Origin of the sequence: Nonomuraea diastatica (genome assembly GCF_004349015.1) — a bacterium.
Classification (GTDB): Bacteria; Actinomycetota; Actinomycetes; order Streptosporangiales; family Streptosporangiaceae; genus Nonomuraea; species Nonomuraea diastatica.
The window spans coordinates 1-19,971 of record NZ_SMKP01000197.1 but is presented as its reverse complement, the minus strand read 5'-3'; the positions used below and the strand labels follow the sequence as shown (position 1 = coordinate 19,971).

The following is a 19,971-nucleotide window of genomic DNA, read 5'->3' as shown; positions in this document are numbered from 1 at the left end:
GACACCGCCCTGGCCGCCTACGAACACCAGCACCTGCCCTTCGACCGCATCGTCGAAGAGCTCCACCCCCAACGCGACCTCACCCGCACCCCCCTCGTCCAGCACGTCTTCGCACTCCAGACCGCGGACACGGAGTCCTGGCACCTGCGGGGCCTGTCCGTGCGGCGTATCCCAGCGCACACCCAGACCAGCAAGTACGACCTGTTCATGGCGGTACGCGAAACCCCCGACGGCTCACTCGAAGGCACCGTCGAATACCCCACGGCGCTCTTCGACGCGGCCACCATCGACCGGCTCGCCCGCCACTACGTCACCCTCCTCACCGAGGCGGCGGCGCGCCCCGGCCTGCCCGTCGGGCTCATCCCCCTGCTGACCACGGGGGAGCGGGGCGAGCTCGTGCACGCACTGAACGACACCAAGGTCCACTACCCGGCAGGCGAGTGCATGCACGAGCTGATCGAGCGGCAGGCGGCCAGGACCCCCGGCGCGATCGCCGTCGAGTACGCCGACGACCGCCTCACCTACGCCGAGCTGGAGTCACAGGCCAACAGGCTCGCCCGCCACCTCCGCTCCCTGGGCGTCGGCCCGGACACGGCGGTCGGCCTGCGGCTGGACCGCTCGGTGGGCCTGATCGTGGGATTGCTGGCGATCCTCAAGGCCGGCGGTTGCTACGTGCCGATCGAGACCGACGCCCCCGAGCCCAGGATGATGGGCATCCTGGCGGACGCCGCCGCCCCCGTGTGCCTGGTGGACGCGGGCCGCGCGCCGGCGGACCCCGGACCGGTCACGTTCGTCACCGTGCACGACGCGCCCGCGGACGCGCCGGGCACGCCGCCCGAGGTGGCGCTCAGCCCGGACAACCTCATCTCGATCTACTACACCTCCGGTTCGACGGGCCGCCCCAAGGGCGTGGCCAGCACGCATGGCGGGTGGGTCAACCGGATGCGCTGGATGCAGGACACCTACCGTCTGCGTCCGGGCGAGGCCGTGCTGCAGAAGACCACCCTGGTCTTCGACGACGCCGCGGTGGAATGCCTGTGGCCGCTGCTGGTGGGCGGCAGGGTGGCGCTCATCCCGCCGGGGTTGCACCGGGACCCTGTGGAGATCGCCGAGTACGCCGCCAGGCACCGGGTGAGCGTGCTGCAGTTCGTCCCCAGCATGCTCACGCTGTTCCTGGAGGCGCTGGACGGCGAGCGGCTGTCGCGGCTGGGCGCGCTCAGGCACGTCATCTCCAGCGGCGAGGCGCTGAAGCCTGAGCTGCTGCGGTTGTTCCTCGACCGCTTCGGCGCGGACGTCCCGACGCTGAACAACCAGTGGGGAGCCACGGAGGTCTCCATCGACTCCACCGCGCACCGCTGCCTGCCCGCCGACGTCCACGCCCCCACCTCGGTCAGCGTCGGCACGCCGATCGCCAACAACCAGGTGTACGTGCTGGACCCCGAGCTGAACCCGGCCCCGATCGGCGTGCCCGGCGACCTCTACATCGGCGGCGACGCGCTGGCCCGCGGCTACCTCAATGACGCCGCCAAGACCGCCGGTGCCTTCGGGCCCGACCCGTTCCGGCCCGGACAGCGGATCTACCGCACCGGGGACCGCGGGCTGCTGCGCCCGAACGGCTCGATCGTCTTCCTCGGACGGCAGGACGACCAGGTCAAGATCCGCGGCATCCGGGTCGAGCCGGGCGAGGTCGAGCAGGCCATGCTCGAACTGCCCGGGGTACGCGAGGCCGCGGTGACCGTCTGGGAACCGAGCCCTGGGGACAAACGGCTGGCCGGATACGCGGTGCCGAAGCCGGGCAGCGACCTGACACCCGCCCTGCTGAGGGAGCGGCTGAAGGAGCGGCTGCCGAGTTACCTGGTGCCCGCCGCGCTGTCGGTGCTGCCGGAAATGCCCACCACGACGAGCGGCAAGATCGACCGCAGGGCATTGCCGGCTCCGGAGGACGGCGAAAGCGCCGCGAGCGCCTATCGCGCGCCCGACGGCCCGGTCGCCGAGCTGATCGCGGGCATCTGGGCCGACCTGCTCGGCCAGCCGAGGGTCGGCGCCGACGACAACTTCTTCGACCTCGGCGGCCACTCGCTCCTGGCGACCAGGGCCATCTCCCGGATGCGGGCAGAGCTGGACGCGGATCTGCCGCTCAGCCTGCTGTTCGAGGCGGCGACCCTGGCGGATGCCGCCGACGCGGTCGAGCGGGTGCTGCTGGCCGAGCTCGACGACCTGAGCGACGACGACCTCGCCCACCTGATGGAGACGGAGGAGAGATGAGCACCAGGCCCAAGGACCTCCCGGCCTCGGCCCGGCGCAGGCTGCTGGCCAACCGGGTGCGCGCCGCCCAGGCAGGCCCGTCATCGGTCATCCCGCGCCACGACGGCCCGGAGCCCGCGCCCACGTCGTTCGCCCAGGAGCGGCTCTGGCTGATCGACCAGCTCCAGGGCCGGGACCACACGTACAACGTCTACCACGCCTTCCGCATCGTCGGCCGGCTCGACCGGGCCGCGCTGCGGCGGGCCCTCGACGGGCTGCTGAACCGGCACGAGGCGCTGCGCACGACGTTCGCCCCGGGCGAGCCCGCCGCGGTGCAGGTGGTCGGCTCCGGTACGTCCATGCCGCTGGCGGAGCGCGACCTGAGCGACCTTTCGCCGGACGAGCTGGAGCGGCACGTGCTGGCGGAATGCCGGGCCCCGTTCGACCTCACCGGCGGCCCGCTGTGCCGGGCGGCGCTCTTCCGGCGCGGCGCCGAGGAGCACGTCCTGGTGCTGGTCCTGCACCACATCGTGACCGACGGCTGGTCCACCGAGATCCTGGCCGAGGACCTGGCCGCCGGGTACGCCGGCCGGCCCCGCCCCGAGCCGGGGACCCGCTACCGGGACTTCTCCGTGTGGCAGCGCGAGCGGCTGAGCGGCGCACGGCTGCGTGCCGAGCTGAACCACTGGCGTTCGGCCCTCGCCGGCCAGCCGCACGTGCTGGAGCTGCCCACCGACCGCCCCAGAGCGGCGACCTTCCGCCACGACGGCGCCGAGACCCGGGTCACGGTGCCGCCCGAACTGACCGCCAGGCTGCGCGAGCTGGCCGACCGGTGCGGCGCCAGCCTGTACATGCTGCTGCTCACCGCCGTCAGGACCCTGCTTCGGACGCACAGCGGACAGGACAGGTTCATCCTGGCCTCCTCCATCGCCGGGCGGGACCGGCCCGAGCTGGAGGAGATCGTCGGCTGCTTCGTCAACACCCTGGCGCTGGGCGGCGACCTGTCCGGCGACCCGTCCTTCGCGGGCGCGCTCTCTCGCGAGCGGGCCACGGTCCTTGAAGGGTTCGCCCATCAGGACCTGCCCTTCGAACGGCTCGTACGCGAGCTGGTCACCGAGCGCGACACCGCCCGCAACCCGCTGGCGCAGGTGTTCGTCCAGCTCGGCCGGGGCACCGGTGAGGGATGGCGGCTGCCCGGGCTGCGGGTGGAGGAGCTGGCCGTGGCCAACGACGTGGCCAAGTTCGACCTGTCGTTCTTCTTCCGCGACCGGGGCGACGACCTCGTCCTGACCCTCGAATACGCCACCGCCCTGTTCGACGCGGCCACCGCGGACCGGCTGGCGCGCCGGGCCGTGCGGCTGCTGGAGTCCGCGGCCGACGCGCCCGACGTGCCGCTGAGCGCGTTGCGCCTGCTGCCCGACGACGAGCTGCGCGAGCTGGAGGACTGGAACAACACCGTACGCGCGTACCGGCGCGGGCTGCTGCCCGAGATGGTGTCGCGGCAGGCGGCCGGGCACGGCAACAGGCAGGCTGTCCAGTACGGTGACGCCAGGCTCACCTACGCCGAGCTGGAACAGGCCGCCAACCGGCTGGCCCACCACCTCCGGCGCGCCGGCGTGGGCCGCGGCGACCTGGTGGCGGTCTTCCTGGAACGCGGGCTCGACCTGCCCGTCACCCTGCTGGCGGTGCAGCGTGCGGGGGCCGCGTACGTGCCGCTCAACCCCGGCGAGCCCGCCGACCGCGTCGCGCTCATCCTGCAGGACGCCGCGCCCGCGATGATCTTCACCCAGCGCGAGCTGCTGCCGCAGTTGCCCGGCGGCGCCACCGGGATCCACCTGGCGGCCGAGCACGCCGCCGCGATCGCGGCCATGCCGGACACGCCGCCCGAGCTGGACAGGCACCCGCACGACCTCGCGTACGTCATCTTCACCAGCGGCTCCACGGGCCGGCCCAAGGGCGTCGCCGTTCCGCACGGGGCGCTGAGCAACTTCCTGGCCACGATGGCCGAGCGTCCCGGCATCACCGAGGACGACGTGCTGCTGGCGGTGACCACGCCGTCGTTCGACATCGCCGCGCTGGAGTTGTTCCTGCCGCTCGTCACCGGCGGGAAGGTGGTGATCGCCGACCGCTACACCGCGCTCGACGGCGACCGGCTGCGCGCGCTGATCACGTCCAGCGGGGCGACGATCATGCAGGCGACACCGGCCACGTGGCGGCTGCTCGGCGACTGCCCCGAGCTGGAGGGCCTGACGGTGCTGGTCGGCGGCGAGGCGCTGACGCCCGACGTGGCCGGCCCGCTCACCGCCGCCGCGCGCGGCGTGTGGAACATGTACGGCCCCACGGAGACCACCATCTGGTCCACCGTACGCCGGATCAGCGGTCAGGACCTGACCTGCGGCGCCGCGGCGCTGCCGATCGGCACCCCCATCGCCAACACCCGCTGCCTGGTGCTGGACGCCGACCTGCGGCAGGTGCCCACCGGCGTCCCGGGCGAGCTGTACATCGCGGGGCACGGCGTGGCCCGCGGCTACCATGGCCGGCCCGGCCTGTCCGCCGACCGGTTCGTCCCCGACCCCCACGGCCCACCCGGCTCCCGGCTCTACCGCACCGGCGACCTGGTCCGCCGGCTGCCGGACGGTGACCTGGAGTTCCTCGGCAGGAACGACCATCAGGTGAAGGTACGCGGCTTCCGTATCGAGACCAGCGAGATCGACGCCAGGCTGACCGAGCATCCGGACGTGGCGCAGGCCGTCGTCGTCGCGCACGAGTTCGCCCCGGGTGACCGCCGCCTGGTCGCCTACCTCACCGCCGCGGGCCGCGAGCCGGACCCCGCGGACCTGCGGGCCCACCTGGCGCGCAAACTGCCTGACTACATGGTCCCGACCATCTACATGACGCTGCCCGACTTCCCGCTCACTCCGAACCGCAAGGTGGACCGCAAGGCGCTGCCCTCGCCGGCCGTCTCCGCCGCGCCGGTGGCCGACCAGGCGCCGCGCAGCGGGCTGGAGAAGCTCGTCGCCGAGGTGTGGTCGGACGTGCTCGGGGTGGCGGTGCCCGGCGTGCACGCCGACTTCTTCGCCCTGGGCGGCCACAGCCTCCTCGCCGTCCAGGCGATGAACCGGATCAACGCCGAGCTGGGCACCGCCATGGAGGTGCGGGCGCTGTTCGACGCCCCGACCGTGGCAGGACTCGCGGCCCGCTTCGCCACCGAGGACGGCCTGGCCGGCGACCACATCGCCGTCGTGCCACGGGACCGGCCGCCGCGGGCGTCGTTCGGGCAGGAGCGCATGTGGTTCCTGGACCAGATGTTCCCCGGCGTGCCCGACTACCACCTGCCGGTGGAGTTGTCGCTGCGCGGCCCGCTGGAGGCCGAGGCGCTGCGCGCGGCGCTGACCGCCGTACTCGGCCGGCACGAGTCCCTGCGTACCCGCCTGCGCTGGTCGGAGCAGGGCGTGCTGGTCCAGGAGATCGCCCCGCCGGGCGAGGTCGCCCTGCCCATCGACGACGTGACCGCCGCCGCCGACCCCGCCGCCGCGGCCGGGGAGATCGTCGCCGCCGCGGCCGCCGCGCCGTTCGACCTCGGCCGGGACCCGCTCCTGCGGGCCAGGCTGATCCGGCTAGCCGCCGACGAGCACCTGCTCCTGATCACCATGCATCACGCGGGCGCCGACGGCACCTCCATCGACCTGCTCAGGCGGGAGCTGGCCGCCCACTACGCCGCGGCCGCGCACGGCGCACCCGCCGACGTGCCGGAGCTGAACGTCCAGTACGCCGACGTGGCCGCCTGGCAGCGCGACCACTTCACCGGCGAGGACGAGCACCTGGCCTTCTGGCGCGCCGAGCTGGCAGGGCTGCCACCGCTGGAGCTGCCCCTGGACCGGGAACGGCCCGGGGTGCGGCGGCCCGCGGGCGCCTGTCACGCCTTCACCCTTCCCGCGGCGCTGGCCACCCAGGTCGATTCCTTCGCCAGGGCGAACGCGACCACACCGTTCGTCGTGCTGCTGGCGGCCTTCCAGACGGCGCTGGCCCGGCTGTCCGGTCAGGGCGACCTGGCCGTCACCACGCCCGTGTCCAACCGCGACAACGTCGAGATCCAGCACCTCATCGGCATGTTCGTGAACACGCTGGTGATCCGCGCCGACCTGTCGGGCGACCCCACGTTCGCCGAGGTCGTACGGCAGGCCAAGCGGCGGGTGACGGCCGCGCTGGCCCACCGGGCGCTGCCGTTCGAGCGGGTCGTGGGCGAGCTGGTCACCGACCGCGACCCGGCCAGGCCGCCCCTGTCGCCCGTGCACTTCACCCTCGACACCGCGCCGGCCAAGGAATGGACGTTGCCGGGCCTGGACGTACGCCGCCTGCCCGAACGCATCCTGACCGCTCGGTACGAACTGGCGCTGGGCCTGACCCGCACCGCCGACGGGCTGAGCGGCGTCATCGAGTACTCCCCGCTCCTGCTGGACGAGGCCACCGTGGCGAGCTTCGTCACCGGGTTCCGCGAGCTGCTCGCGACCGCGCTGAGCAGCCCGTACGCCCCGCTCGGCGGCATCGCGCGGGACGGCGGCGGCAACCCCGCCACCCCTGCGCGGGGCGAGCCTGCTCGGCCGTCCCGCGCGCCCGAGGGACCCGCGGAGGAGATCATCGCCGACGTGTGGCAGGAGTTGCTCGGCCGCCCCGTGCACGACGCCTTCGACGACTTCTTCCAGCTCGGCGGTCACAGCCTGCTCGTCGCCCGGCTCCGCATGCGGCTGCAGGACCACTTCGGCGTCGATCTGCCCATGCACGTGTTCTTCGACGCCACCACGATCGCCGGGCAGGCCGCCGAGGTGCGACGCGCGATCGAGGACGAACTGGCCGGGCTGTCCGACCACGAACTGCTCGCCTCGCTCGAACGAGAGGTCTCGTCATGACCGTCACCACCACGCCGCCGAACGGCTCCAGCCCCGCGGACCTCAGAGGCGCCCTGCTGGCGCGGCGGCTGCGCGGCGGCGGAAGCCGCACGACCACCATCCCGCCCTGCCCGGACGACGCCCCGATCCCGCTCTCGTACGGCCAGCAGCGCCTGTGGTTCCTCGACCGCCTGCAGCCCGGCGGCGTCGAGTACACCGTGCCGCTCATGTTGCGCCTGGAGGGCCCCCTGGACCAGGACGTGCTGCGCCGCGCCCTGGAGGAGATCGTCGCCAGGCACGAGACCCTGCGCACCCGTTACGTCGGCGGCCAGGAGGGCCCGCACCAGATCGTCGATCCGCCCGGACCGGTGCCCCTGCCGCTGTCGGACGCGGCCGGGCGCCTCGACCGGCTGGTGGCCGAGCACGTGTCCAGGCCGTTCGATCTGGAACGCGGGCCGGTGCTGCGGGCCCTGTTGCTGCGCCTGGCGCCCGAGGAGCACGTGCTCGTGCTGGCCGTGCACCACATCGCCTGCGACGGCTGGTCGCTGCGCATCCTGCGCAGGGAGCTGGCCGAGATCTATCCCGCGCTGCTGGCCGGCCAGGACAACCCGCTGCCCCCGCCCAGGATCCGCTACGCGGACTTCGCGCACTGGCAGCGACGGCGGCAGGCGGGCGCGGCCTTGGACGGGCAGGCCGGCTACTGGAGCACCCGGCTGGCCGGGCTGGAGCCGATGGAGCTGCCCACCGACCGGCCGCGGCCGGCGCGGCGCGACACGAGCGGTGACGCGGTCGCCTTCACCGTGCCCGCCCCCGTCGCCCAGGCCGTGCTGGCGATGGGCAGGCAGCAGGGCGCGACGCCGTTCACGACGTTGCTCACCGCCGTCTTGGCCGTGCTGGCCGTGCACTGCGGGCAACGTGACCTCGCCGTCGGCACCCCCGTGGCCGGCCGCGATCGCAGCGAGACCGAGGACGTGGTCGGGTTCTTCGTCAACACCCTGGTGCTGCGGGCGGACCTGTCCGGCGACCCGGCCTTCGCCGACCTGCTGGAGCGGGTGCGGCAGGGGGTGCTGGCCGACTTCGCGCATCAGGACCTGCCCTTCGAGCGGCTCGTGGACGAGCTGGGCGTGACGCGTGACCTGTCGCGGACCCCGTTCACCAATGTCATGTTCGTCACCGGCGAGGCCGGCCCGGATCGTACGGCCATGGGGCCGCTGGCGGTCTCCGAGCTGACGCCGCCGTCGGTCAGCGCCAAGTTCGATCTGACGATCGGGATGGAGCAGGCCGAGGACGGCTCCGTCAGCGGCCTGATCGAGTACGCGACCGCGCTGTTCGACCGGGGCCGCGCCGAACGGCTCGGCGGCCACATCACCCAGCTCCTGTCGCAGGTCGCGGCCCGGCCACGGGCCCGGCTCAGCGAGCTGGAGCTGCTCAACGCGCAGGAGCGGTCGCTGCTGCTGCGGGACTGGAACGCCACCGCCGCCCCGTACCCGGTGGCGTGCCTGCACGAGCTGATCTCGGCCCAGGCGGCCCGCACGCCGCAGGCCGTGGCCGTGCGGTGTGGCGCGGACGAGCTCACCTACCGCGAGCTGGACCAGCGCGCCAACGCCCTGGCCCACCGGCTGCGCGAGGCGGGCGTGGGCCTGGAGACGCCGGTCGGCGTGTTGTGCGACCGTTCGCCGCTGCTGCTGCCCGCGCTGCTGGCGGTGCTCAAAACGGGAGGCCACTATGTCCCGCTCGACCCCGCCTACCCGGAGGAGAGGCTGGGCTGGATCCTGGCGGAGGCCGGGGCCCCGGTCCTGCTCACCACCTCCCGCTACCGCGGCCGGCTGCCCGGCTACGAAGGACGGGAGCTCTTCCTGGACGAGCGGCCCGACGAGAGCGCCGAGCTGCCGCCCGAGTCGCCGGTGCACCCCGACAATCTGGCCTACATCATCTACACCTCCGGATCCACCGGCAGGCCCAAGGGCGTGATGATCAGCCATCGCGGCGTGGTGCACTACCTGGCCTGGTGCCGGCAGGCGTATGAGGCCGACCGGGGCGACGGCGCTCCCGTGCACTCCTCGCTCTCCTTCGACCTCACCGTGACGGGCCTGTTCCTGCCGCTGATGTGCGGCACGACGGTCACCCTGATCCCGGAGGACGAACACCCGATCGCCGGGCTGGCCGACGCCCTGTCCAGCGGGCGCCGCTTCAGCTTCGTCAAGCTCACCCCCGCCCACCTGGAGCCGCTGCAGCGCTGCCTGCAGGACGATCCGGACGCCGCCGCGGCGGCCAACTACCTCGTGGTGGGCGGCGAGCAGCTCACCGCCGAGGCGCTGGCCTTCTGGCGTTCGAACGCCCCCGGTGTCGTGGTCTCCAACGAGTACGGCCACACCGAGACCTCGGTGGCCAACGTCATCAACCTGCTGCCCGCCGCCGAGGCCACCAGCACCCCCGTGTCCGTCGGGCGCCCCATCTGGAACACCGAGATCTACATCGTGGACGAGGACCTGCGGCCCGTGCCGATCGGCGTGACCGGCGAGCTGCTGGCCGGCGGTGTCGGCGTGGCGCGCGGCTTCGTGGGCCGCCCGGGGTTGACCGCGGACCGGTACGTGCCCAACCCCTTCGGTCCCGGTCGGCTCTACCGCAGCGGCGACCTGGTCAGATACCTGGCCGACGGCACCTTGGAGTTCGTGGGCCGCCGTGACCACCAGGTGAAGGTCCGCGGTTACCGCATCGAGCTGGGCGAGATCGAGGCCGCCCTGCTGAGCCACCCGGCGGTGGCCGAGGCGGTGGTGGTGCCCTGCCGGGACGGGCTGGCCGGATACGCGGCGGCCGGCCCTGAGGCGCGGGTGGACGAGCGGGCGCTGCGCGAGCATCTGGACGCCCGGCTGCCGGAGTACATGGTGCCCGCCTTCCTGAGCGTGCTCGACGAGCTGCCGCTCACCGCCAACGGCAAGATCGACCGGGCTGCCCTGCCCGCCCCCGAGGCGAAGCAGGCCGCGGCGACGGCGGGCGCCCGCCCCCGGGACGCGCTGGAGCTGGCGGTCCTGCGCGTGTGGGAGGAGTCGCTGGGGCAGCGCGGCATCGGCGTCACCGACGACTTCTTCCGGCTGGGCGGCCACTCGCTGCTCGCCGTGCGCCTGGTCGACCGGCTGAGCTCCGAGCTCGGCCTCGACGTCGGCCTGTCGTCGTTGTTCCGCCGCCCGACCGTGCGCGGCCTGTGCGAGGCGCTGCAGGCGCCGCCCGCCGCGGACTGCCTCATCCGGATGCGGGCGGGGGAGCCGGATCGCGTGCCGCTGTTCCTGGTGCCGCCCACCGCGGGCACACCCTTTCCCTACCTGCCGCTGGTCGAGGAGCTGGATCCGCGCCTGCCCGTGTACGGCCTGCAGGCCCCCGGTTACGAAGGTGGCGAGCAACCCCTGGACACGGTGGAGGCCATCGCCGCCCGCTACGTGCGAGAGCTGCCTGACGGGCCCGTGGCGCTGGCCGGATGGTCCTTCGGCGGATCGGTGGCCTTCGAGATGACGCGCCTGCTGGAGGCGGCGGGCAGGCAGGTCCCCGGGTTGTGGGTCATCGACTCCTCGGTGCTCGGCGTGGACCGGATGGAGCAGGCGCCGGAGGTCGAGACCGGCGACGCCCTGTCCCTGTTCGGCCGGACCATGCTCGACGTCGAGCCCGCCGCGCTGGCCGGGCTGTCGCCCGAGGAGGCGATGAGCGAGCTGCTGTCCCAGGCCAGGGCCCGCGAGCTGGTGCCGGACGCGGCCATGAGCGAGGTCGTCGCCCGCATGGCCGCCGTCTACCTGGCCAACAGCCGCGCCGCCGCCCGCTACCGGTGCGGGGCCGTGCTCGACACCCCCTTGCACCTGATCCGTACGACGGAGCGGCACTCCGAGCACGGCAGGCCGGAGGTGCACACGGAGAGCTGGGAGAGCAGGACGCGCGGCGGCTTCCAGGTCACCGAGCTCGCCGCCAACCACTGGAACGTCGTCGAACCGCCGCACGCCGCGACGCTCGCCCGGATCATCGCCGCCCCGTTGCTCGGAAAGGAACACCGATGAAAGTCGACCAAGGGCACCGGCTCCTGGAGGACCTGCTCCCCCTGCCGAACACCGCGGGCAGCCGGGTGAACGCCCACCACGGCGAGATACTCCAGGGCGTCTTCCACGACGGGGAGCGGCTGCGGCGCGGCCTGGTCACGCTGCCCTGCCCGCTCTACAACACCCGTGCCACGTTCATGCCGACCGGCGACGACGGCGTGACGGTCCGTCCCGGCTGGCGGACCAAGGCCACTCGGGCCGCCGAGCTGACGCTGTCCGCGCTCGGCTGGCCGGTGCCCGGCGGGCTGCTCATACTGACCAGCGACATCCCGCTGTCGCGCGGGTTCGGCTCGTCCACCGCCGACGTCACCGCCGCCATCCAGGCGGTCGTCGTGGCCACCGGCCGCACGCTGCCCCCCGCCGCCGTGGCCAAGATCGCCGTCAGCGCGGAGCGGGCGTCGGACTCGCTCGTGTACGGCAGGCGCGCGGTGCTCTTCGCCCACCGGGAAGGCGTGGTCATCGAGGACCTCGGCCAGGACCTGATGCCGCTGGAGGTGCTCGGCTTCGGCACCAGCTCCCATGGACAGGGCGTGAACACCCTGGACCTGCCGCCGGCGCGCTACTCCTCATGGGAGATCGAGGCGTTCAGGCCCATGCTCGGGATGTTGCGGCGTGCCGTGCGGACCCGGGACGCGTACCTGCTCGGCAGGGTCGCCACCGCCAGCGCCCTGCTCAACCAGCGGCACCTGCGGGTGCCCCAGCTCGACGACATCATCCGCGTGGCCCGTGCGAGCGGCGCGGCCGGCGTCGAGGTCGCCCACAGCGGCGACATCGCGGGCCTGCTGTTCCCGGCATCCGACCCGGCGACCGCCGACCGGGTGGAGCGGGCCGGTGAGCGGCTGCGCCGCCTTGGCATCACCGAAACCTGGAGATTCAGCACGAAGGGATGATCAACCATGCGATCCGTCGCGCCCAGCCGATCCATCGTCGAAGCGACGCAGTTGCCGAGGCTCATCCGGATCGGGCACAACCTGCATGTCGCCGCGTTCGGGCTGATGAAGCTGCTGCCTGCCCGTTACATGCTCGACCGCGCCGCCGAGCGCGGCGAGCTGGACTGGGGCACCACGGTTCTGGAGACCTCCTCGGGCACCTTCGGGCTCGGATTGGCGATCGTGTGCCGTCTGCGCGGCAACGCCCTGACGATCGTGGGCGATCCCGCGATCGACCCCGGGCTGCGGCGGCGGCTTAACCAGCTCGGCACCCGCGTGGAGATCTGCGAGGACCCGAGCCCCGAGGGCGGCTATCAGCGCGCCCGCCTGGACCGGCTGGCCGAGCTGCGTGACGAGCATCCCGACCACTACATCCCCAACCAGTACGGCAACCCGGACAACCCCGCGGCCTACTCCGTCGTCGCCGAGCAGCTCTGCGAGGCCATCGGCCCCATCGACTGCCTGGTCGGGGCCGTCGGCTCAGGCGGCTCGACCATCGGCACCAGCTCCTTCCTCAGGCTCGTGTCGCCCGACCTGCACCTGGTCGGAGTGGACACGCCGGGCAGCATCATCTTCGGGCAGCCCGACCGGCCCCGCATCCTGCGCGGCCTGGGCAACAGCCTGGTGCCGGGCAACGTCCAGCACGAGAGCTACGACGAGGTCCACTGGGTGGGCCCGGCCGAGGCCTTCCACGCCACCCGCCGGCTCTACGGCAGGCACTGCCTGTTCATGGGCCCGACCAGCGGCGCCGCGTTCCTGGTCGCCTCCTGGTGGGCCAGGTGCAACCCCGACGCGCAGGTGGTCGCCCTGCTCCCCGACGAGGGTTACCGCTACCTGGACACCGTCTACGACGACGAGTGGCTGCGCGCGATCGATCTGCTCGACGCCCCCCTGGCCCCCGAGCCGGTCGAGGTCGCCCATCCGGCACAGGAGCTCGGCGGCTGGTCGCGTATGGACTGGAACCGGCGGCGGCTCCACGACCTGATCGGGGCGCGGCCATGACCGCGACCCTGCTGTTCATCGAGAGCAACAGCACCGGGACCGGCCGGCTGTTCGCCGGGCGAGCCCGCGAGCTCGGCGCCCGGCCGCTGCTGCTGGCCGCCGACCCGGACCGTTACGGCTACGCCCGCGAGGACAGGATCGAGACCCGCCGCGTCGACACCGGCGATGCCGAGGCCGTGCTGCGCGCGGCGCGGGACGTGCCGGACCTGGCCGGCGTGACCACCAGCTCCGAGTACTACGTGCCGACGGCCGCCCAGGTGGCCGCGGACCTCGGCCTGCCCGGCCCCGGCCCCGCCGCCGTAACCGCCTGCCGGCACAAGGGGCGGCAGCGCGACACGCTGGCGGCCGCCGGCCTACCCTCGCCGCGTCACGCCGCCGCCGCCTCGGCGAGGGAGGCGGTGACGGCCGCGCGGGCCATCGGCTATCCCGTGGTCGTCAAGCCGGCGGCCGGGTCGGGCAGCATGGGCGTGCTGAAGTGCTCCGACGACGAGGACGTGGCGGGCCACGCGGAGGGCCTGCTCGCCGTCACCGCCAACGAGCGCGGCCTGCCGGTCGAGCCCCTGGTGCTGGTCGAGGAGTACGTACGGGGCCCGGAGTTCTCGGTGGAGACCTTCGCCGGCTTCGCCGTGGCCGTCGTCGCCAAGCATCTCGGGCCCGCCCCGTACTTCGTGGAGATCGGTCACGACCTGCCCTCCGGACTGCCGCACACCGAGGCGGCCCGGATGCGGCAGATCGCCGAGCACGCGGTGCGCGGGCTCGGCCTGGGCTTCGGCGCCGCACACGTGGAGCTCAGGCTCACCCAGGACGGCCCGCGGGTGATCGAGGTCAACTGCAGGCTGGCCGGCGGCATGATCCCCGAGATGGTACGCAGGGCCAGCGGGCTCGACCTGGTCACCGCGCAGGTGACCGCCGCTCTCGGCGCACGCGTCAGGCTGACCCCCGTGCACGACCGGCACGCCAGCATCCGCTTCCTGGTCAGCGACCTCCCTGCCGTCCTGGACGGCACCCCGGACACGCTCGGCGCGGCCACGCGGCTGCCCGGCGTGGAAGAGATCAAGATGTACCGAGGTCGCGGCGACCGGTTGCGGCCGGCTCGCGACTTCCGCGACCGGATCGGACACGTGCTCGCCGTGTCCGACCGGGCCGAAGAGAGCAGCGCGGCCGCGGCCGCCGCCCTGGACTGTCTCAGGACAGCCATCCGGCCGCTCCCCGAAGGAGGGTCACCATGAGTACCCCAGCGACGTCGATCCCCGCCTTCTCCCCCAAGTCGTGGGACTCCGGCCGACTGAAGCGTCCAGTGTGTGCGGCCGCGCAGGAGATCCTCTTCGACCGTCACCTGCGGCCATCGGCCGAGCCCGTCGCGGCCGAGCTGCAGCTCATCAGCCAGGTGGACCGGGCGCACCTGGTCATGCTGGTCGAGCAGGGCATCGCCGCACCCGAGGCGGCCCAGCGGCTGCTCGAAGGGATCGAGCGGCTGCGCAGGGCGCACTTCGGGCCGCTGATCGACGCCCCGGCACCGCGCGGGCGTTACCTGGCCTACGAGTCGTACCTGATCGACTCGCTCGGGCCCGACGTGGGCGGCATCCTGCACAGTGGCCGCTCCCGCAACGACCTCAACGCCGCGGTGATCCGGCTGCGGCTGCGTGAGCCGTACGACCGGCTGCTGGCCGAGTGCGACCTGCTGGGCCGGCGGCTCCTGAGTGACGGGCGCAGGTACGCCTCCGTGACGATGCCCGCCTACACCCACCACCAGCCGGCGGTGCCGATCACGTACGGCCACTACCTGGTCGGGGTGGCCGCCGCGCTGGCCAGGGACATGGCGGACCTGTGGCACGCGGGGGAGGAGATCGAGCAGAACCCCCTGGGCGCCGGAGCCGTGGGCGGGACGTCCCTGCCGATCGACCCGCGGCGGACCACCCGGCTGCTGGGCTTCGCCGAGCCGCTGGCCAACTCCGTGCACGCGGTCGCATCCAGGGACGTCGTGCTGCGGCTGACGTCGGCGGCGGCGGTGCTGGGCGTGCTGCTGTGCCGCGTCGCGCACGACGTGCAGCACTGGTCCAGCGTCGAGTCCGGGCTGCTGCACCTGGCCGACGACGTGGTGGGGTCGAGCTCCATGATGCCCCAGAAGCGCAACCCGTTCCTGCTCGAACACGTGCAGGGCCGCGCCACCGTGGCACTCGGCGCCTTCACCGCCGCGGTCAGCGCCATGTGCACCTCCCGCTTCACCAACGCCATCGCCGTGGGCACCGAGGCGGTCGCGCACATCTGGTCCACGCTGGAGGCGGCGACGGACGCCGTCGTCCTGCTCCGGCTGGTGCTGGAGGGCGCCGAGCCGGACGCGGCGCGGATGCGGCAGAGCGCGGTGGAGGGGCAGACCGTGGCCACCCACCTGGCCGAGCGCCTGGTGAGCGCGGGCATGCCGTTCCGCAGCGCGCACCACCGGGTGGGCGCCATCGCGGCCGAGGCCCTGGAGACCGGCCGGCCGCTGGAGGACGTGGCCAGACAGCGCCTGCCCCAGTACGGCCCGGCGGTGTGGTCGGGGCTCGACCCCGATTCCGTCGCGGCCACCGCGAACTACGGAGGCGGGCCCGGGCCGGGAGCGCTGGACGTGGCCCTGCCCGACGTCAGCGCCCGCCTGACCGACCTGCGCCGCCGCGCGGCCCGCCGTCGCAGGCGGTGGGCCGGGGCCGCCGCCGAACTCGACGCAGCCGTGCACGACATTCTCACCACCCACCAGAGAACCGCATGAGGAGAAGAGCATCATGACCGAGCGCCAGTACACCGTGGTACGCAACGACGAGCACCAGTACTCGATCTGGCCGGCCGACCGGCAGCCGCCGGAGGGCTGGCAGGCCCAGGGGTTCACCGGGCCCAAGGACGGCTGCCTGGCACACATCGACGAGATCTGGACCGACATGCGCCCGCGAAGCCTGCGCGAGCACATGGCCGCCACCGCCCGCTAGCCCTTCCCACCGGCCGCCCCGCGCCCCGGGGCGGCCGACACCCCCGCCGCCGCGCTGTTCTCCTGGAGATCCCATGACAAGCCTGCTGCACAACCCGACGTACGACGTGATGCACGACCCCGCGCCGATCCTCACGGCGAACGGCCCGGGCTCTCCCGAGTCCTCCGGCCATGTGGAGTTGAGGAGCGACACCTTCACCCTGCCGACCCCGGCCATGCTGGAGGCCGCGTCCCGCGCCCCGCTCGGCGACGACGTCTACGGCGAGGACCCCACGGTGACCCGGCTGGAGGCCCTGGCGGCCGACCTGCTGGGCAAGGAGGCCGGCTGCCTCATGCCGAGCGGCACCATGGCCAACCTTACGGCGTTGCTGGCGCACTGCCCTCGCGGCGGCAAGGCCATCGTCGGCCATGAGTCGGACATCTACGTCTATGAGGCCGGTGGCGCCTCCCTGTGCGGCGGCATCGTCTACGACGCTCTGCCCAACCAGCGCGACGGCACGATCGACCTGGCCGACATCGAGGAGGCGTGCACGGTCGACCGTTCCGACCCGCAGATCGCGCCACCCGCGGTGATCAGTCTGGAGACCCCGCAGAACAGGTGCGGCGGGCTGCCCCTTCAGCTCGATTACCTGGCCGAGGTGGGCCAGCTCGCCCGCCGCCACGGCGTCGGACTGCACCTGGACGGGGCCCGGCTGTTCAACGCGGCGGTGGCGCTCGGCGTCACGCCCGCCGAGATCGGGCACTACGCCGACACCATCCAGGTGTGCCTGTCCAAGGGATTGTCGGCGCCGATCGGATCCGTGCTCGTGGGCGACCGCAAGCTGATCGCGCACGCCCGGCGGATGCGCAAGATGCTCGGCGGCGGCATGCGCCAGTCCGGAATGATCGCCGCGTGCGGCATCATCGCGCTCACCGAGATGACCGACAGGCTGGCCGAGGACCACGAGAACGCGACCCGGCTGGCCAGAGGGCTGTCCAGACTGCCCGGCGTACGCCTCGACCCCGGCCCGCCGGTGACCAACATGGTCTTCTTCCGCATCCGCGACGACCGGTACACCACCAGGTCGTTCATCGCCGCCGCGGCCCGGCGGGGCGTGCGGGTGGAGGAGCTCGGCCGCGGGCGCATCCGGGCGGTCACGCACGCGTACGTCGGGCGGGAGGCCATCGACCGGGCCATCGCCATCTTCGCCGATCTGCTGGCCTCGGGCCCCCGTGGCGCCGAGTTTCCCGCCCGCCATGAGAGCGCGACGATGCCGCCACGATAAGAGCACTTCGCATCGTGGGTGTGAGCGGAAACACCGGAACCAGGGAAGGACCGGATCATGAAGCGCATTCAGCTCCCCAAGCGCCCCTCAAAGCACCTGCGCGCGCAGCAGCCCGATCTTCGCACGCCCTCCGGGCGGAGGCTTCCGTACTGAAGAGAGCGGACGTGCCGGCGCGAAGGCCGGGCTCGTGAACGACGAGCCGGGCCGCTGACGTTCAGGCGAACGTCACGCCGTACGTACGGAACCAGTGGTCGAACTGCACCAGGAACCCCAGCGCCCGGACGCTGCCCAGGGTGGTGGCGGGCTGCGGGCCGCCAGGGTCGAGCAGCGCCCTGACAGCGTCCGGATCGAGCAGGTCCTTCAGCGGACCGGCCGGATCGGCGACCGCGTCGCGCACGCGGGCGCGCAACGATGCCACGTAGGCGGGGTTCTGCATGGCGGGGTAGGCGCTCTTGGGCCGGTTGACCACCTCGGCGGGCAGCAGATCCGCCACGGCGCGGCGCAACAGCCCCTTCTCGACGCCGCCGGCGCACTTGAGCCGCCACGGCACGTTCCACACGTAGTCCACCAGCCGGTGGTCGCAGAACGGCACCCGGACCTCCAGCCCCGCGGCCATGCTCATGCGGTCCATGCGCGTGAGCAGGAGAGGCAGGAAACGTGTGAGGTACAGGTGGCCGACCTCGCGCAGCCGCCGGTCGGCGGCGCTCTCCCCGCCAAGGCGCGGCACCTCCCGCATCGCCTGCGCGTAACTCTCGGCCAGGTACGCGCCGGGCCGGCACCAGGCCGCGGCCTCCGCCCCGAGCAGGCCCGCCAGGCCCAGCGGCGCGGCGCGATACCAGGGGAAGAACCCGGTGGGCTCGGCCGCCTCTCTGGCGAACCACGGATAGCCGCCGAACACCTCGTCGGCCGACTCGCCCGACAGCGCGACCGTGCAGTCCCTGGCCACCCTGCGGAAGAGCAGGTGCAGGGAGATGTCGGCGTCGCCGAGCCCCGGCAGGTCGCGCGCCCTGGTCGTGGCGTCGGACCAGGCCAGCAGGTCGGGCACGTCGAGCAGCACCTCGGTGTGGCCGGTGCCGACGTGGGAGGCGACCGCCCGGGCGTAGGGCGCGTCGAGGCTGTGGTGCAGCGTGGTCTCCTGGAAGTGTTTGCCGCTGTCATGGAAGTCGACCGCGTAGCTGCTCAGCTTGTCGCCGTACGCGCCGCCCCGGTAGGACAGGGCGCCCAGGGCCGTCACCGCGCTGGAGTCCAGGCCGCCCGACAGCAGGCTGCACAGCGGCACGTCGGAGACGAGTTGCTCGTCCACCGCGCTGCTCAGGAGCTCGCGCACGCGTCGCACGGTCGCCTCGTCGCCGTCCTCGTGTGGCCGCGCGGTCAGGCTCCAGTACGTGCGGTGGTGCGTGCCCCGCCTGCTCACCCGTACCAGCGTCCCCGGGCGGACCTCGGACAGACCGCGCAGGGGGGAGCGGCCCGGCGTGGGCGCCGACGCGGCGGCGAAGAGCTCGGCGAGCCCGTCGGCGTCGATGACGGGGGCGAAGCCGGGGTTGGCCAGCAGGGCCTTGGGCTCCGAGCCGAAGATCACTCCGTCCGAAGTCCGGGTGAAGTACAGCGGCTTCACCCCGAGCCGGTCCCGCAGCAGCACAAGCTCTTCCGTACGCCCGTCCCAGATGGCCAGCGCATACATTCCGGACAGCCGTCCGGCGAAATCCTCTCCCCATTCGAGATACGCACGCAAGACCACTTCCGTGTCACAGGCGGTGGTGAAGCGGTGGCCCTTGGCCTGCAATTCATCGCGTAATTCGCGGAAATTGTAGACCTCGCCGTTGTAGGTCATCGCGACCGCCTCCGCCACCGCGGGCTGGGCGCCCCCGGCGACGTCGAGCACGGCCAGCCTGCGGTGCCCGAACCCCACGTGGCGGGCGGTCCAGACACCGGAACCGTCAGGACCCCGACAGGCCAGCGTCTCGGTCATCGCGGGCAGCACGTCGCGGTGGTCGCGTAGATCACGCTGCCAGTCGACCCATCCGACTATTCCACACATCGCCGAACTCCTTTCCATGAGAGCGGCCTGAAATCGGTGATATGCCGAACACCCCGGTCCGGGCAAGCGACCTGCGGGACTTCCCCCTGCGCCCGCGCATCAGGGGATTTCCCCTGATTGTGTCCCGCGGCTGTTGCGGGGACCTTGGAAACATAGGGAAGTCAAGGAGGACCCATGTCCCTCAGAACCCGGCCCGGCCGCTGGACGGCCCGGACCGTAGGCGACGCGCAGCGCATCCTGTTCTGCCTGCCCTACGCGGGCGGCAGCGCGAACGTGTACCAGGAATGGCCACTGGAGATCCACGGGGCCGCGGTGATCCCGCTCCAGCTTCCCGGCAGGGGGAACAGGTTCAGCGAGCCGCCGCACCACGACATGCGCGCTCTCGTGGACGACCTCCTCACAGGCGTGCGCACGTACCTCGACCGGCCGTTCGCGATCTTCGGGCACAGCATGGGCGCGCGGATCGCGTACGAGGTCGCCTGCGCCCTGCTGGAGCGCGGCTGGCCGCTGCCCGAGCGGATCATCGCGGCCGGCTCGCCGCCGCCGCACCTGGGCCCGCCCCCCGC

11 protein-coding genes are annotated in these 19,971 nt (G+C 73.0%); 10 read left to right on the top strand and 1 reads right to left on the bottom strand.

All coding sequences use genetic code 11. The annotated features are described in order from the left end of the window. The 9 genes from E1294_RS43410 to E1294_RS43370 all read left to right on the top strand — a co-directional run. Positions 1 to 2,265 (top strand): non-ribosomal peptide synthetase (locus tag E1294_RS43410; protein ID WP_132517186.1); only part of this gene is annotated, 2,265 nt, incomplete at its 5' end. Then, on the top strand, positions 2,262 to 7,151 hold the full coding sequence (locus E1294_RS43405) for a non-ribosomal peptide synthetase (protein ID WP_132517184.1): 4,890 nt from the start codon (positions 2,262 to 2,264) through the stop codon (positions 7,149 to 7,151). The genes E1294_RS43410 and E1294_RS43405, both read left to right, overlap by 4 nt. Continuing rightward, the gene (locus E1294_RS43400; protein ID WP_132517182.1) at positions 7,148 to 11,170 is read left to right on the top strand and encodes a non-ribosomal peptide synthetase; all 4,023 of its coding nucleotides are present in this window, start codon (positions 7,148 to 7,150) and stop codon (positions 11,168 to 11,170) included. Before E1294_RS43405 ends, E1294_RS43400 begins: the two co-directional genes overlap by 4 nt. Then, complete coding sequence (locus E1294_RS43395; RefSeq protein ID WP_132517180.1) at positions 11,167 to 12,099, top strand: GHMP family kinase ATP-binding protein; 933 nt, start codon at positions 11,167 to 11,169, stop codon at positions 12,097 to 12,099. Before E1294_RS43400 ends, E1294_RS43395 begins: the two co-directional genes overlap by 4 nt. Positions 12,100 to 12,105: 6 nt before the next feature. Next, complete coding sequence (locus tag E1294_RS43390) at positions 12,106 to 13,140, top strand: pyridoxal-phosphate dependent enzyme (RefSeq protein ID WP_181958645.1); 1,035 nt, start codon at positions 12,106 to 12,108, stop codon at positions 13,138 to 13,140. Then, positions 13,137 to 14,369 carry an ATP-grasp domain-containing protein gene (locus E1294_RS43385; protein WP_132517178.1) on the top strand — a complete coding sequence of 411 codons (1,233 nt, stop codon included), beginning with the start codon at positions 13,137 to 13,139 and terminating at the stop codon, positions 14,367 to 14,369. The genes E1294_RS43390 and E1294_RS43385 overlap by 4 nt, the downstream gene beginning before the upstream one ends. After that, positions 14,366 to 15,889 carry an argininosuccinate lyase gene (locus E1294_RS43380; protein WP_132517176.1) on the top strand — a complete coding sequence of 508 codons (1,524 nt, stop codon included), beginning with the start codon at positions 14,366 to 14,368 and terminating at the stop codon, positions 15,887 to 15,889. Before E1294_RS43385 ends, E1294_RS43380 begins: the two co-directional genes overlap by 4 nt. Before the next feature lie 13 nt (positions 15,890 to 15,902). Further along, on the top strand, positions 15,903 to 16,103 hold the full coding sequence (locus E1294_RS43375) for an MbtH family protein (RefSeq protein ID WP_132517174.1): 201 nt from the start codon (positions 15,903 to 15,905) through the stop codon (positions 16,101 to 16,103). 73 nt (positions 16,104 to 16,176) lie between these two features. After that, entirely contained in the window at positions 16,177 to 17,367 is a 1,191-nt protein-coding gene (locus tag E1294_RS43370; protein WP_246083700.1) for a GntG family PLP-dependent aldolase, read from the top strand. Between the two features lie 214 nt (positions 17,368 to 17,581). On the opposite strand, the gene asnB is transcribed toward E1294_RS43370, so the two are convergent. After that, positions 17,582 to 19,405, bottom strand: a complete 1,824-nt coding sequence (gene asnB, locus E1294_RS43365) for an asparagine synthase (glutamine-hydrolyzing) (RefSeq protein ID WP_132517172.1) — start codon at positions 19,403 to 19,405, stop codon at positions 17,582 to 17,584. 174 nt (positions 19,406 to 19,579) lie between these two features. Between asnB and E1294_RS43360 the strand changes: the two genes are divergently transcribed. Beyond that, on the top strand, positions 19,580 to 19,971 hold a 392-nt coding region (locus E1294_RS43360), incomplete at its 3' end, for a thioesterase II family protein (protein WP_132517170.1).